This is a genomic window from Enterococcus sp., from assembly GCF_032555305.1.
Classification (GTDB): Bacteria; Bacillota; Bacilli; order Lactobacillales; family Enterococcaceae; genus Enterococcus_A.
In genome coordinates this window covers 176615-189662 of record NZ_JAWGOQ010000002.1, presented here as the reverse complement: position 1 = coordinate 189662, position 13048 = coordinate 176615, and the positions used below count along the sequence as shown (strand labels likewise).

Here is a 13048-nt window from a genome sequence, read left to right as displayed (position 1 = left end):
TCTATTATAGACCGTTAGCTCGCGCCTTTCTTTCGAAAAATGAACAACTATTTTTTATTTCCATTATTCATTAAATAACTATAAAATGAGTATGCATTTTGTTTCAACGATAATGATATTATATAAAATAACTGACGTTTGACAGCGTTTCTTCTCTGATTTATACTTCTAATTATAAAGGAGCTGACCAGTATGAATCAACAAGAAGCCAATCGACGGATGGAGGAGGAAATCCAATTTTTCCCTTGGTTTGTTCAGAATTATTTTCGTAAAAAAAGTGGTGATCAATATTCATCCATCACCCTCTATGAATATGCCAAAGAATATCGGCGCTTTTTGAATTGGCTGATCCAAGAAGGCTTTTCTTTAGCTGACAAACTATCAGAGATATCCTTGGATGAATTTGCGAAGCTGTGGCCTGAGGACTTGGAATTTTATAAAGCCCATCTAGTCAAAGCACCGAAAATCTTGAAAGAATCCACAAAAAAACGCTTAGAAGAGAGCGAACAAGATATGCCCTTACGTCAAAACGTGACTGTACAACGTGGAGTGACAGCTCTGCGTTCCCTATTCAGCTATCTCAATGAAGCAATCGACCGCGACACCGGCAAACCTTATCTTGAACACAATATGATGGGAAAAGTCGCAAATGTCAAGGATAATAAAACCATGGCGGAGCGCGGAGCCGCGATCGAGAAAAAGCTTTTCCTAGATGAAGAAGCCTTGGATTTTCTCGATTTTATCGAAAAACGCTATATCGATACGTTAGAATCACGTCAGGCGATCACAGCCTTTAAGAAGAATCAGGTACGCGACCTCGCGATTATCGGTCTTTTCCTTGGAACCGGCATGCGGTTGTCCGAACTAGTAAATATGAATCTGCAAGACCTTGACCTGAACGCAGGTGAAGCGCGTGTCTATCGAAAAGGCGGAAAATGGGATATGGTGGTCATCTCTTCGATCGCTATCGAATACTTAAACGAGTATTTAGCCCAAAGAGCTCAACTTTATCAGCCAGATGAAAAGGAGACCGCCCTGTTCTTGACTCGTTACCGCGGCAAAGCCAAACGCATCGCCAGCGGTGCTGTTGAAGCAATGGTAGGAAAATATTCCGAGGCCTTCAAAATCAGAATCTCGCCTCACAAGCTGCGGCACTCCGTTGCTACTCAGCTTTACAGCAAAACGAACTCCCTAGTTCAAGTCGCAGAACAACTAGGGCAATCAGGAACGTCGGCTACGACGGTGTATACCCATATCGCCGGGAAGAAAAAACGCGATGCGATGAATGATTTGTGGACGTGATGGCATAACAATAAGAAAAAAGTTTTTTCATGGAAAAATTGACAAATGAACTTCATTATTCTTGCTTCGATTTTTTCCAATGGAATTAATAAAGAAGGAACACTGAAGCTTACTACTTCTAGTAAGCTTCAGTGTTCCTTTGGTCTGTTTCTAATCAATACTTGGCATTGCATCTGCGAACCAATCTTTTACAGCATCTTGTCCTTTTGCAAAACCAAATTCTTTAATGCAATAGTCATTGATTTTTTCTATTTTTAAAGGATCGGTATCCATGATAGCATTAATTTCTTCTCTATCCTTTGCCTTGATTATCAAGATACCTCCACCTTCTTCTTCAAATTTTCCACCTGTTAACAACAGCCAGCCTTCACTTATGCCACGATCAAGAAAATCCATATGTCCCTTCATTAACTCAGCGATCTCTGGATCTTTAAAATCAATTGGTCTTGTAAATGAGCCATCAACTAAATATGTTTTCATTGTGTTACCTTCCTTTGTTGTTTTTTGTATCAAGACGATTATTTTCATCTGCTACATTTCGTAAAACTTTTTGCATCAAGGAGATCAATAAATCCTTTTCCGCTACACTGAGTCCTCTTTCAGCTACCTCAAGGTTTTCAATAAAAATGGCTTTGACTTTTGGAGCCATTTTTTTGCCGCTGTCGGTTAAAAAAAGATGCTCTACTCGCTTATCACGACTATTGATTCTTTTTTCTACATAACCTTTGTCAGTTAGATTCTTTACTGCTTTAGCAACCGTTGATTTACCAATGCTCAATATCTCTGCAATTTCTTTTTGCGTGATGCCTTCATTACTGGCAATCACATAAAAAAAATCATATTGACCATTTTTTATTTCTAGGTTGTCTAATTTTTTACTCAATAGCAACTGGAAATTACGATAAATTGCCGTGTTACTCCAGCCAATAGTAGGGTTTCCGATCGTTTTTCCCTCCATCCAAAAAATAGTTTCATTTGAAACTATTATGAGTATAGCTTCATTTAGTTTCCTTTGCAACTAATCTGCTTTAAAGTATTTTGCCGCATTAAACACGTAATTGGCGGGACCTCAAAAGATAAGGCAACAATATCTCTACCGAAATGGTATTTTTGAAATTCTTGGAGGCTGTTTACCATCTGTTCATAATGACCTTTATCAGCTTATGCCTTATGTAGCACTACGTTCATGATATTGAGGAAAAGTACAAAAATATTCAGTTATTAAGCAACGGATCTTTATTTGGAAACTAAGTAAAAAAAGAACACTACGGAGTCTGCCCTCCTCTATAAGATTGACACTGTGATGAAAAAAGAGTTCAAAAGAGCATTCTTGAGTTTATTAAGAATGCTCTTTTAATAGCTTTCGTTAGTTATTACCAAAAAAATCCATTAAATGAGGATACAGCATATCCTGATTACTGATGTAGCTGGCATGGTCGTGGTCGTTCATGATTTTCAAGGTTGCATTGGGCAAGGTCGCCAACAGATTGATGTAGGTTTCTGGTTTGAAAATATCGCCATCGGCTCTGATTAACAGTGTTGGTGTAACTACTTTTCTAACCTCCTCCAATTCAATGTTGGGCTGTTCCAGCATTAATTTGAACAATGGATCTTTCGTTTCCTCGTAGGTTTCCTTGACGAATTGATAACTCTCTTCGGTAAAATCTTCCGGCTTTAAATTAACCCCTAGCAAAGCCATTTTCTTAATCAACATCGGTTCCTTCATTGCCAGCATTAACCCGATAATCGCGCCATCACTAAAGCCGACTAAATCCACTGGTCCTAAATCTAGCTCCTCGATGAATCCGAAAATGTCATTCACCATGGTTTCGTAAGAATAATCTTCGGTTTTTTGGCTTTGTCCATGATTGCGGCTGTCAATAGCGTAGACTGTGTAATGGTCAGCCAGCTTTGCGCCCAATTCAGTAAATATTTGATGGTCCTCCCCGTTTCCATGGAGTAACAGCATCGGTTCCCCGCTGCCGCTGACTTGATAGAAAAGTGAAATGCCGTTTGTGTGTATATTCATGTTGAAGCTCCTTTCAAGTATCTTGCTGGCTTTAATTATAGAGGATAGTTCTAAATACGCAAGAAGCGGGAAACGGACTTTTGTTGTATGCTAGACAAGAGTTGATGAATGCCGTCTAAGATATATCAAGTACGTTTGGTGCTCCGTTGATAAGATAGGAACATGAGTAAGGAGAGGAAATATGATAAAGGATTTGAATCATCTAATTGAGTATATTGAGGCCCACTTAACAGAAGAGTTTTCTATTGCTGAAGCAGCCAAAGCTATTGGGATTTCGGAATACCATTTGAAACGGACCTTTTCCTTCATTGCGGGGATGACTTTGTTTGATTACATTAAAAACCGGAAATTTTCATTGGCTAATGCCGATCTGATAGCCGGTAAAAAAGTGACCGAAGTGGCTTTTATGTATGGCTATCAAACAGTTGAAGGCTTCTCTCGGGCTTTTCGTGAATGGAGCGGGTATACGCCTTCAGATGTCAGCAAAAACAAGCTTCAAAAATCCTTTCCTAAGCTCTCGTTTTTTATTGATGTTAAAGGAGGAAGTTCAATGAAATTTAAAATTGAAGAAAAAGCGGCATTTCATTTAGTTGGCGTATCCAAAAAGGTTCCTTATCAATTTGAAGGTGAAAATGAAGCGATCCGTCAGCTGGCGGAAGGCATTACTTCGCATCAAAAAGCGGAAATGCATGAACTGGAGGATTTATATCCCCATCAAGTACTAAATGCCTCATATAATTTTGATCAGGACCGTTCACAAGAGACCGGTGAGCTGACTCATATGATTGGGATTGCTACGACCAAGGACAATCCTTTTAGTGACTTGGAACAAATCCATATTCCTAGTCATACGTGGGCAATCTTTCCAAGTGAAGGAATTTTTCCTACTACATTACAGGAAAACTGGGGGAAAATCTATGCGGAATGGCTGCCCTCTTCGGACTATGAACTAGTCGAAGCACCAGAAATTTCCTTCATTAGATTTGGCGATGATCCAAAGAACGTTTACAGTGAAATTTGGATTGCTGTAAAGCAAAAATAGAGTAGCAAAAAGCCTAAGTTGGGCTAGGAAGATTTTCCCAGGCTAACTTAGGCTTTTAGTCTAATAAAGTAATTTTAGGAGTGCTTTTTTACTAGAGAGCGCTCTTTTTTTCTTGGATATACTTTCTTATTTGGTGAACTTCCTTTCGTTCGAGGGTATTATGGTTCTCTCTCAAAATGTGTCCACCAAATCATCCTAACACCAAGACTTTGCTTATGATGTCCGTAAAGAATTCGGAGAAGTTCAAATTACCGCTTCTTCTTCCACATTCTTGTCTTAATCGCATAGTCTAAGCTAGGTTTATCACCCCAAAAAAACTTTTTGTTTGAGTGATTCCTAATTTTCATCAAATAAACCTAAACTATTTATTATCTCCTTTTTCCATCCGAATTGTCAAATCCCAAATTTACCAGTTATACCCCCAATTTGACCACTTTTTAGCCGAAAACCGCGTTTTTTGCCCAAAAACAGGTCAAATTGCCCCCCTTTTTGGTCAATTTGCGATTCGCACTTTTTTGGGAAATCCGCTATCTTGTAGTCAACGGCCGGAACAAAAAAATCAAACAGGAGGAAACAACAATGATTCAACACATCGGAAACAAACTACAAATAGAGATCGACGCAGGCGGAGAAAAAATCGAGAAGATCACCTTCTCAAATGTGATCGAAGAGCCAAGTGAGGAAAAAGTCCTTGAACTAGGCGAGATCATGAAAGGATTAGCCGTTGAAGGCAGCGAGTTATACGGTGTCGTCCTAACCAGCCAATCACGCTACACCAAATAATGAAGGGAGAGAAACTACATGCTAAAAATCGTCGCAACCTTTAAAAACAGCTCTGGCAAGAACCACACCTGGAGCTTTAAAGATCCAAATACCTTGAAAACTGACACCGAGATCAAAGGTCTGTTAGGACAAATGACCGACGTGAAGCTTTGTCAGAAAGACGGTGCCGAGATGTTCCACACCGTAGAGACCGCCAAGTACGTCGAAACAACTGAACGAATTATTTTCTAAATCAACAAATTAACGATTGAGGAAAGCCGGCAGCGCTGCCGCCTTCCTCTACTAAAAAAGAGAGGATGAGAACCCATGATGCAGATCCAACCCCTGTCGTTCCGGCAGCTATTCAATTTAAAACCGAAAACACTGGAAACCCGTATCACGAATTTTTATCAAGCTACACAAAACAGTAGTGTCACGATTCAATATATTTTGACTCTTAAGGTTCGCAACCAGCTGGGAGCGACGGAGTTTGATCACTTTCTAAAGGATCTCGTCCGTGAACTGTTTATGAATACGAAAGCGACTCGCACCATGAAGCGTTTCTTCCACTACTTTGAAGATTACTTTATGGCACCTGAGTGGAAAACGTTGCGTTTAAAAGTTCTTCCACAAAGAAAATTCGGTGAAACAGTCGTGTCAAAAGTCCGTTCCTTCTTTTCATTTGCCCGTCCCGAAGAAACCAACGAACCTTGATAATCACTAGCTACGCAGAAAAAATAATCAAAGAAAGGATAAAAAACAATGACCGAGGATTTAATCGTAACCTTTGGAAAAGGTGATGGTGGGACGCATGACTGGAAATATAAAGGTCTCGACCCCGACCTGCCGGTACCAAAGATCAAAGAAGCTTGCGAACTACTAACAAAACTAGACATTTGTACAGAAAAAGGCGTAAACCTATTTGATTCTATTGTGACCGCAAAGGTTGTAACCACTATCGATACCTTAATATTTGATCCAGAACATGAAACAAAGGGGCTTACTTATTATGGCAAACCTGCTCAAGAACCAACGTGTGAAGAAGTGCGCTGTTTTGAAGTGGTGGAGGAAGAAACAGCTCAGCCTAAAGAAAGAGAAAGGTTGATGCCTCCTCGCATCCCTTTATTGGGTTCAGTGAAGCAAACGCTTGTACGACCATTAACAGAAGTGGTGGAAGTGAAAAATACGGAGAAAGAGGATTTCCCTCGTGTGGAACTTACTTGTCCAACGCTTGAGAAACACGAACAGGAGACCGTTCTGCCGACTTCTAGCTCACAACAACAGCCTGTATATACACCAACCAACAGGAAAGAAGGCTGGCTGAAACGATTCTTTAGCAGGACGAACCGCAATAAGGAGGACCCTCCAATTCTCCCGCGGGAATAACCTTTTTCGCGATTAAATCCGATCCTTGAAAACTGAATATTGCGTAGGGAACAAATTTCCACTGACACCTGCGAGGGAAATTACAGATATTGATTCAATCAATTATGAAAGGATGTACATGAACCCTTCTAGGATTTGTATCAATCGAACCATTCAACGTTTAGCTTGTTTTAAGCTTCAACAACTATAGTAGACGTTGAAGTTAGTAAAAAGGAGGATTTTTGATGGTCCAAGTAATTTTTAAACGAACGGCTGAGATTTTATTAATCGGTACTTTAGTAATGAGCGCCACAAATGTGTCCTCTGCCATAGTGTTCGCCGTTGAACAAGGTGGTGCTCCTGAAGCCCCGCCAGAAGGAGGTGGTGGACCCGGTGGTGCAGATACGATGACCTACGATTACAGCGGAGAATTGAAAGGCAGTTTAGTAGCCGATAATCAGGAATCAAGCTCGAAAAGTGAAAGTCACAGTTCAACTACTGGTGATGAAAACACGGTGCTGGTAAAAAATGGCGGGAAATTGACTCTTACCGAAGCCGCTTTGGAAAAGTCCGGTGAAAGTGCGAATGATGATAATAGTAACTTTTACGGGTTGAATTCTATTTTATTATCAGTAAATGAAAACTCCTTGGCTTATCTTTCCAATAGTCAATTGACTGCCAGTGATAAAGGAAGTAATGGGTTATTTGCAACGGATAAAGGAATGATTTACGCGAATGACAATACCATTGCGACTGAAGCTGATAACTCTCGCGGCATGGATGCGACTTATGGCGGCACCATTATCGCTAATAAAACCACGATTAATACCAAAGGAGATCACAGTGCCGCTTTAGCAACCGATCGTGGTGGCGGAAATATCTCCGTAACTGATAGTCAGTTTACAACGCATGGCTCAGGTTCTCCCCTGCTTTATTCTACTGGAGATATCGAAGTAAATAATGTGAAAGGAACGTCTACGGGCAGTCAGATTGCCGGAATGGAAGGTTTTAATTCGATTCAGATATACAATTCTGATTTGACTAGTGAGCTAACCGAAGCAACCGCCAGCGATCCTATCGCAAATGGCGTGATTATTTATCAGTCTACTTCTGGTGACGCAGAATCAACCACTGGCGAAACAGCAACCTTTGAAGCGGTCAACTCCACTTTAAAAAGTGCTACAGAGGGAACCATGTTTTATGTCACAAATACTGAGGCGAATATCGTTTTGCAGGATACTAAGCTGGATTTTGATAACGATAGAGCCGCATTGATGACCATTCAAGGAAATAATTCAAATAATTGGGGAACCGCCGGAAGCAACGGGGGCATAGTTAATTTCACAGGGATCGACCAAAAACTAGCTGGTAAGATCAGTGTGGACTCGATCAGCAGCCTTAACCTTACGCTGACTGAAGGCTCTACTTATAGTGGAAGTACTGAAATTACTACAAATGATGTGAATACCAATCCCACTGATTCTCCTATTACGATCAATGTTGATAAAACATCGAAATGGGTGGTTACTGAGGATTCACAGGTAACCAATTTGAATGTGGCGTCAGGTGGCAAGATTGTCGATGGCGAAGGCAAAACTGTTAATGTTGTAGCGAATGGAGAAAAAGTCGTTGAAGGAACTGGAGCGACTACCGTTACTGTTTCAGGGGCTTATAGTACCCAAGTGAATCTTGATGATGCCAATCAATTAAGTGATCCATCGATTGATCGAACAGCTTTCGACCAACATTTTCAACTGGCAACAGCTTTTACCAACAAAACGACTACCAGTGAAAGTACAAAATCTAGTAGTGAAAATAACAGCACCGCCACTACAACTAACTCCATTACTAGTAGTAATCAAGCGGCAGCTTCTAGCGAAAAGAGCAATCATTATTTATGGTACGGATTAGTGGGAGTTGTTGTCATTGTTGGAGGGTTCATTTTTATTCAGCACAGAAGAAGACCGACACGCAGACACTAGGGAGAGCTTAATCATTAATCGAGTCTTCTGGCATCGCTCTATTTGTTTAAAGGTAATTTTGCTGTAGATGTTGTATACGACTTGTCTACCGCTTGTTACTCATGGTCAGAGTTGAGTTGGGACGACTATCGGTAAGCTAGAGTCTAAAAAAAGCCCATCATTCGACAGGCATTAATAAAAATATCCGCTTAAATTACTTGATGATCACTGTTTCGAACATGGAATCTTTTACTAGGACTATCTGGATAAGACATATTTCCATCGTAATGAGTGATTTCAGTGCGGTCGCCATATTTGATGAACTTCACATAGCTGCCGCCTGCTCCGCTGATATTAGACCAATGAAGAACGATGCGATTCCCCTCTTGTTCTGTCATACTCCAGCATTTTCGATCGTAATTTTCCCAGGCGATGTCTTTGCTAACTTCATTTGCTGGATTCTTGTAAGTCGCTTCATAAAATTCGATGGCTTCTTCCATTGACGTCCAATCGTTGTTCACTGGTTCTGGTTGAGCAGCTGCCGCTGGTGGTTCCGTCGATTTTCCTGCCGCAATAGCTTGGAAACCACTATTCAACGCTTGGTTTTCTGTTTGAGTGGTGTGCAGCGCTTTGTCCGGCATTCCTTGATTCTGCATGGATACTAAAACCACTGGCTGATTATTGGTAAAGGCAAAGAAGTAGACGTGTCGTGAAGCCATGCCAGAAGCCGTTTGAGCATCAGAATAGACTGCAACGATACTGTATTGAGCAGATGATTCCCCTGTATCAGACCACTCAGCCGAAACAATGGTGTCATTTACAGCCAATGGACTGTCAGTCGTTCCTAAAACTGCTTCAGGTAACGGCATTCCGTAAAAATTCACATTATTCCCGGGGCGATATTCGTTGTAGGATTGACCCATCGTATTTCCCCAGCTCTGCATGAAGCTTTGAAGTTCACTAGATTTGTTGGTATCCCATAAGGTAGTTGCAATATTAGTATCAGTCGAGCTTTCACCGGTTTCCGCGGAAGATGGTTCAGTCGTTTTTGAAGTACTAGCCTTTTCACTTGTTGCTTTGTTCTTTTTACTGGAGGAATAAGTTTCTGAAACTTTGATAGTATCTTCACTTTTACTCTTACTTGCTGGCGCCTCGTCTTTGCTGCACCCTGCTAAACCTAATAAGCCCATACACAAACTCAGACTGATAATTGCTTTTTTCATGTGATCACTCCTGTTTTATAAATACTATATAGTTATAATAACTAAAACAAGATGATAGAGGAAAGCTTTTTTTACCCTATTAGAAAAGTTTAGCTTCTTAAAAGTCCAACCTTCATTCTGTTTTCATTATACTGCAACATCTGTATTACATTAGGGAGGAATTTTAGTTACCCACGATTTCTTTCCCAAAAACCAAAATAGGATAAAGACCATTAATTATTCAATGGACTCTATCCCTTGTTGAAGATAATTTTTAAAGTGATGATCTGTTCCTTTAAAAATGGATTTGAAAGACAGAGATTTCCGGCGGCACCCCCATTCTTGCGTGAATCGATGTCGTCCCCAAGCCAGTATTGACATAAAGCTTGGTATGATCGCTCAGTTCATATAGTCCGCGGATATATTTCTCTGCTAAGACATTCTTAACTTGATAAAATGGCAGCCGAATCTGACCGCCATGGCTGTGACCAGCTAAGATCAGTTGGGTATTTGTTCCGATAAATTTGTCTGCGACATCTGGTTCATGGGTCAATAGGATCGAATAATCATAGCGTTGCCGATAAGCTAACGTTTCGTCGACAGATGGATTTCCCAGCAGCGAATCATCCAGTCCGCCAATGAACAGTTTTTTTCCGTCCTTTAGCGAAATCGTTTCTCCAGAATTTTTTAAAACAGTGAAATTAGCAGCATTCATGACTCTTTCGTAAACTCTAGCAGCACCACCGCCATAATCATGATTTCCCCAAACGGCATATTTTCCGATTGAAGCCTTCATTTGGCCCAGTCTCTCGATGATCTCCTGTTCATGCTGATACTGGGAATAGTTATCAAACAGATCCCCTGTGAATACGATGATGTCGGGCTTTTGCTGATTTACTTTGCGGATTACCTTGTCTAAGCGCTTCGTTTCATAGCTTTCAGATACCTGAATATCGGACAGCTGGACGACTTTTATTTCTGCGGGCTGGCTTTGATCACCTAATTTCAGCTGATGGACGACGGCTAAGTTTGGCTCGATCTTAAAGGCATAAAATGGGATGAACAGCGCAAGCAGCATGAGTGCCGCAATTATTTTTTTGAACATTATTTTCCTGCTTTCTCTAAGTAATTATTAAGTGGCGTTTGCAACGTCAGCTTAAGTAATGCCCCACCTGACAGGAGCAAGGCTAGGATTAACACGCCAATAATCACTTTTCGTTTTGTCTGATTGTTCATATACTCTCCTCCTGTGTCTCAAAGAATATCGAACAATTATGCAAAACTTGTGCAAAAGAAAAAACAGCACGCATTAATGTGCTGTTTCTTGATCGATTGGTAAATTTACTGTCACGCTAAAGTGATCATTTCCCTGCTGTAGAAGCAAATCTCCGCCTAATGATTTCAACGATTCATTGACGATTGAAAGACCCAAGCCTGTACCAGATAAACGATCATTCCGAGATTCTTCACCAACGACAAAGGGCTCGGCTAATTGGGAAAATTGCTGATTCGTCAGACTTTTGGCTGTGTTTTCAAAAATTAATTGATAGTGATCGCCGCGAATTTTCCCCGAAATCTTCATTTGTTTGTCCAAGCTGTATTTCAGTCCATTAGTCAGAAGGTTGACCAAAATCATCCTCAGCAGCTGTTCATTCGTCTGAATGTGAGATTTTTCCAATTCAAGCCGTATTTGGAAATTCGGATCGATCAGCTGTTGCTGCTTCACTTCCTGTTCTACGACCTCTTGGATACTCACCTTTTCCAGCTGAATGTCTTTTTTTAACTGTCGGCTGTAGGATAAAATGTCTCGGACCAAGTCATTCATCTTTGCTAATTGCTGATCAATATCTTCTAGGAATGTCGGATTCTCCAAACCCATATTTTCTCCATCCACGAGCAGCTGCATAACAGACAACGGAGTTTTTAACTCGTGAGCAAGATTAGATGAAAAATCCTTCAACTGATCGTTGCGCTCCAGCATCTCCTTTTCGTGCTGCTGCAAGGAATGCTTCATTTGATTAATCGATTGGCTTAAGCTGCCTAATTCATTTTCCTCATGAACATCGGAATCCGCAAAATCTAACTTAGAAATGTTGCGGGTTGTTTGCTCCAGACGCCGCAGTGGCTCAATGATTTGCTTGCGAACCAATAAGATCATCAAGCCGAATATGATCAGCAGAAATAAAAGCGTGGCAGCGGCTAAAATTGGCAGCAGGGTATGAACCGCTGCTTTAAAATCGGGAATACTAGTACCGACTAAGTAGAAGGTGTCCCCATGATTAAAAAAGATCGTATAAAAATCACTTTTTTGTTTGTTTTGCTGGTATAGACGCTGTACCGATCGTCCCGATTTCACCGCATTGATTGTTGTTCGATCTACCCAGAAACGATTCAGTGAAATGCCTTCACGATTTAGACCAAAAGTGAGCTCCTCCGTCAGTTCTTCTTCTGAGTTGGCATCTTTATTTTCTAAGGAAACAACGATAAGATCATCTGGAAATTGTTTGTTTTCTCCCTTTTGAATAGCTTGCTGCGCATCCTTGACTGGCTGCTCCATTCTCCAATAGTAATACGTCGGAAAAATCCAGCGATAGAACAGTGCCGCAAGCAGAAGCATCAAGATAAAGATGATGCCAACCCGCAGGATAAAGGAGCGAGTCAAACTATTTTTTCGGTAGTTCAAAGCGATAACCTATCCCGTAAACAGTCTGAATAAAGTCTTTCCCAAGCTTATCCCGCAATATCCTGATAAAACTGTCGACGGTCCTTTCGTCATTCTCATGATCCAATCCCCAGACTGAAAGCAAAATCTGCTCGCGGCTCAGTGCCAATCCTTGATTCTGATAGAGATAGTAAAGCATGTCGTACTCTCTTTTCGTCAAATTTAATTCCCTATTATTTAGCAAAACCCGTTTTTCATTAGGAACAAAAACGAGCGGCTGCATGATATCCTGCTGGATGACGCCTAATAATTTGGCCACTCGAATCAGCAAGACTTTCGCGTGAAAAGGCTTGGTCAAGTAATCATCGACACCCGCTATCAATGCGTTAATCTCATCCTCCGGCAGATCCTTTGCCGTCAGTATCAATACCTTAATATTGCGTTCCTGCTTCATCTGCTGCGCAACTTCGAGACCACTCATCTTCGGCATCATCCAATCTAAAACCGCCAAATCGAATGTCTCGGCATAGAATTTTTCCAAAGCCGCTTCGCCATCACTCGCTTCCACTACCTGATAGCCTTCCTTTTCGAAAAATTTCCGCAATAGTTCCCGCATTTTATCTTCATCTTCACCTAGTAAAATCTTCACTCAAAAAATCCTTTCGCAAATTACGATAATAAAATTATGTATACTGTCTATTTCTTGATATAGGCCTTCCCTAT

The 13048-nt window shown here is 40.8% G+C and carries 15 protein-coding genes; 7 read left to right on the top strand and 8 right to left on the bottom strand.

All coding sequences use genetic code 11. The features are described from left to right. Positions 1-192: 192 nt before the first annotated feature. Positions 193-1302, top strand: coding sequence for a tyrosine recombinase XerS (gene xerS / locus E6139_RS02550; protein ID WP_316401477.1), 1110 nt, complete (start codon positions 193-195; stop codon positions 1300-1302). Between the two features lie 150 nt (positions 1303-1452). Here xerS and E6139_RS02545 read toward each other — a convergent pair whose 3' ends face one another. From E6139_RS02545 to E6139_RS02535, 3 genes are all read right to left on the bottom strand, one after another. Continuing rightward, entirely contained in the window at positions 1453-1782 is a 330-nt protein-coding gene (locus tag E6139_RS02545) for a YciI family protein (RefSeq protein WP_316401476.1), read from the bottom strand. Between the two features lie 4 nt (positions 1783-1786). Beyond that, positions 1787-2320 carry a MarR family winged helix-turn-helix transcriptional regulator gene (locus E6139_RS02540; protein WP_316401475.1) on the bottom strand — a complete coding sequence of 178 codons (534 nt, stop codon included), beginning with the start codon at positions 2318-2320 and terminating at the stop codon, positions 1787-1789. A 348-nt stretch (positions 2321-2668) separates the two neighbouring features. Further along, entirely contained in the window at positions 2669-3331 is a 663-nt protein-coding gene (locus tag E6139_RS02535; protein ID WP_316401474.1) for an alpha/beta hydrolase, read from the bottom strand. Between the two features lie 181 nt (positions 3332-3512). Here E6139_RS02535 and E6139_RS02530 point away from each other — a divergent pair, with 181 nt between their 5' ends. From E6139_RS02530 to E6139_RS02505, 6 genes are all read left to right on the top strand, one after another. Next, positions 3513-4373, top strand: coding sequence for an AraC family transcriptional regulator (locus E6139_RS02530; RefSeq protein ID WP_316401473.1), 861 nt, complete (start codon positions 3513-3515; stop codon positions 4371-4373). Between the two features lie 579 nt (positions 4374-4952). Continuing rightward, positions 4953-5156 carry a hypothetical protein gene (locus E6139_RS02525; protein WP_316401472.1) on the top strand — a complete coding sequence of 68 codons (204 nt, stop codon included), beginning with the start codon at positions 4953-4955 and terminating at the stop codon, positions 5154-5156. Positions 5157-5174: 18 nt separating this feature from the next. Continuing rightward, on the top strand, positions 5175-5387 hold the full coding sequence (locus tag E6139_RS02520) for a DUF2922 family protein (protein WP_316401471.1): 213 nt from the start codon (positions 5175-5177) through the stop codon (positions 5385-5387). Between the two features lie 78 nt (positions 5388-5465). After that, positions 5466-5849: a hypothetical protein gene (locus E6139_RS02515; RefSeq protein WP_316401562.1), complete on the top strand. Its 384-nt coding sequence runs from the start codon at positions 5466-5468 to the stop codon at positions 5847-5849. A gap of 48 nt (positions 5850-5897) precedes the next feature. After that, positions 5898-6521, top strand: coding sequence for a hypothetical protein (locus E6139_RS02510; protein ID WP_316401470.1), 624 nt, complete (start codon positions 5898-5900; stop codon positions 6519-6521). 224 nt (positions 6522-6745) lie between these two features. Then, entirely contained in the window at positions 6746-8482 is a 1737-nt protein-coding gene (locus E6139_RS02505) for an adhesin (RefSeq protein WP_316401469.1), read from the top strand. Between the two features lie 188 nt (positions 8483-8670). Here E6139_RS02505 and E6139_RS02500 read toward each other — a convergent pair whose 3' ends face one another. The 5 genes from E6139_RS02500 to E6139_RS02480 all read right to left on the bottom strand — a co-directional run bounded on the left by E6139_RS02500 (position 8671) and on the right by E6139_RS02480 (position 12974). Next, positions 8671-9684, bottom strand: a complete 1014-nt coding sequence (locus tag E6139_RS02500) for a DUF4767 domain-containing protein (RefSeq protein WP_316401468.1) — start codon at positions 9682-9684, stop codon at positions 8671-8673. A 274-nt stretch (positions 9685-9958) separates the two neighbouring features. Beyond that, positions 9959-10768 carry a metallophosphoesterase gene (locus E6139_RS02495; protein ID WP_316401467.1) on the bottom strand — a complete coding sequence of 270 codons (810 nt, stop codon included), beginning with the start codon at positions 10766-10768 and terminating at the stop codon, positions 9959-9961. Further along, a complete protein-coding gene (locus E6139_RS02490) occupies positions 10768-10899 on the bottom strand; it encodes a hypothetical protein (RefSeq protein WP_316401466.1) in 132 nt (43 codons plus the stop codon). The genes E6139_RS02495 and E6139_RS02490 overlap by 1 nt, the downstream gene beginning before the upstream one ends. Positions 10900-10972: 73 nt before the next feature. Next, positions 10973-12346: a HAMP domain-containing sensor histidine kinase gene (locus E6139_RS02485; protein ID WP_316401465.1), complete on the bottom strand. Its 1374-nt coding sequence runs from the start codon at positions 12344-12346 to the stop codon at positions 10973-10975. Continuing rightward, positions 12327-12974, bottom strand: a complete 648-nt coding sequence (locus tag E6139_RS02480) for a response regulator transcription factor (protein ID WP_316401464.1) — start codon at positions 12972-12974, stop codon at positions 12327-12329. Before E6139_RS02480 ends, E6139_RS02485 begins: the two co-directional genes overlap by 20 nt. Between the last annotated feature and the right edge of the window lie 74 nt (positions 12975-13048).

Coding starts and splice junctions, on each gene's coding strand:
- E6139_RS02500 (WP_316401468.1), bottom strand. CDS start 9,684: ATGAAAAAAGCAATTATCAGTCTGAGTTTGTGTATGGGCTTATTAGGT.
- E6139_RS02490 (WP_316401466.1), bottom strand. CDS start 10,899: ATGAACAATCAGACAAAACGAAAAGTGATTATTGGCGTGTTAATCCTA.
- xerS (WP_316401477.1), top strand. CDS start 193: ATGAATCAACAAGAAGCCAATCGACGGATGGAGGAGGAAATCCAATTT.
- E6139_RS02515 (WP_316401562.1), top strand. CDS start 5,466: ATGCAGATCCAACCCCTGTCGTTCCGGCAGCTATTCAATTTAAAACCG.
- E6139_RS02495 (WP_316401467.1), bottom strand. CDS start 10,768: ATGTTCAAAAAAATAATTGCGGCACTCATGCTGCTTGCGCTGTTCATC.
- E6139_RS02520 (WP_316401471.1), top strand. CDS start 5,175: ATGCTAAAAATCGTCGCAACCTTTAAAAACAGCTCTGGCAAGAACCAC.
- E6139_RS02510 (WP_316401470.1), top strand. CDS start 5,898: ATGACCGAGGATTTAATCGTAACCTTTGGAAAAGGTGATGGTGGGACG.
- E6139_RS02505 (WP_316401469.1), top strand. CDS start 6,746: ATGGTCCAAGTAATTTTTAAACGAACGGCTGAGATTTTATTAATCGGT.
- E6139_RS02525 (WP_316401472.1), top strand. CDS start 4,953: ATGATTCAACACATCGGAAACAAACTACAAATAGAGATCGACGCAGGC.
- E6139_RS02545 (WP_316401476.1), bottom strand. CDS start 1,782: ATGAAAACATATTTAGTTGATGGCTCATTTACAAGACCAATTGATTTT.
- E6139_RS02530 (WP_316401473.1), top strand. CDS start 3,513: ATGATAAAGGATTTGAATCATCTAATTGAGTATATTGAGGCCCACTTA.
- E6139_RS02535 (WP_316401474.1), bottom strand. CDS start 3,331: ATGAATATACACACAAACGGCATTTCACTTTTCTATCAAGTCAGCGGC.